The sequence below is a fragment of the Microbacterium sp. MRS-1 genome, assembly GCF_000585455.1.
Classification (GTDB): Bacteria; Actinomycetota; Actinomycetes; order Actinomycetales; family Microbacteriaceae; genus Microbacterium; species Microbacterium laevaniformans.
On the sequence record NZ_JAUF01000102.1, the window covers coordinates 1 to 1093 of the forward strand.

General features: G+C 67.3%; 1 protein-coding gene. It reads left to right on the forward strand.

Translation table 11 applies throughout. From position 1 onward, the window contains the following. Positions 1–96: 96 nt before the first annotated feature. The coding region (locus AS96_RS13860) for an IS481 family transposase (protein ID WP_155947604.1) at positions 97–1093 on the forward strand (997 nt) is incomplete at its 3' end.

The window sequence follows — 1093 nt, forward strand, 5'->3', positions numbered from 1 at the left end:
TGTACTTCCCCGGGAGGTTGTGAACGGGTGAGGTAGGCGAAGACCTCCGGGCAGGATGTGGGTTACCACACTCGCATCCTGACCACGGAGGTCTTCGTGTCTCACGCTAACGCGCCTTTGACGCCGGAAGGGCGTCGTCGTCTTGCTGTCCTCGTCGTGGATCGGGGCTGGTCGTTGCGGCGGGCAGCGGAACGGTTCCAGTGCTCGCCCGCGACGGCGAAACGGTGGGTCGACCGGTATCGGGCTGGGCTGCCGTTGACGGACCGCAGCTTCAGGCCGCAGACCTCGCCGAACCGGCTCCCGCGGAAGACGGAGCGGAGGATCGTGTCGTTGCGGTTCACCCGCCGGTGGGGTCCGCACCGGATCGCGTATCACCTGGGCCTTGCCCGCTCGACGGTCGGCCGGGTGCTGGCCAGGTATGGGATGCCGAAGCTCGTGAACATCGATCAGGCCACCGGGCTGCCAGTCCGCAAGCCGACGCCGAAGCGGTACGAGGTCGCAAGACCGGGCCAGCTGATCCACGTCGACATCAAGAAGCAGGGCCGGATCCCTGATGGCGGCGGCTGGCGCGCCTTCGGCCGCGGATCGGCGCAGGACCGTGCCGCGGGATCCGTCCGTGACAAGGCCGCACGGGCAGGAGCGGCCGGCTCCCGCGGCTACCGGTATCTGCACCACGCCGTCGACGACAACTCGAGAGTCGCGTACTCGGAGATCCTCGACGACGAACGCAAGGAGACCGCGGCAGGGTTCTGGACCCGCGCGAACGCGTTCTTCGCGAGCCTCGGAGTCACGGTCACCGCCGTGATGACAGACAACGGCGCGTGCTACCGGTCACACGCGTTCGCGGACGCGCTCGGCGACGGTGTGAAGCACAAGTGGACAAAGCCGTATCGGCCGCAGACCAACGGGAAGGTCGAACGCTTCAACCGCACCCTCGCCGCCGAATGGGCCTACGCCAAGCCCTACGCCAGCGAAGCAGAGCGAGCCGCGGCATACGAGACCTGGCTGCATCACTACAATCACCACAGACCCCACACCGGGATCGGAGGCCAGACCCCCTCAGCCCGCGTTCACAACGTCACGGGGAAGTACA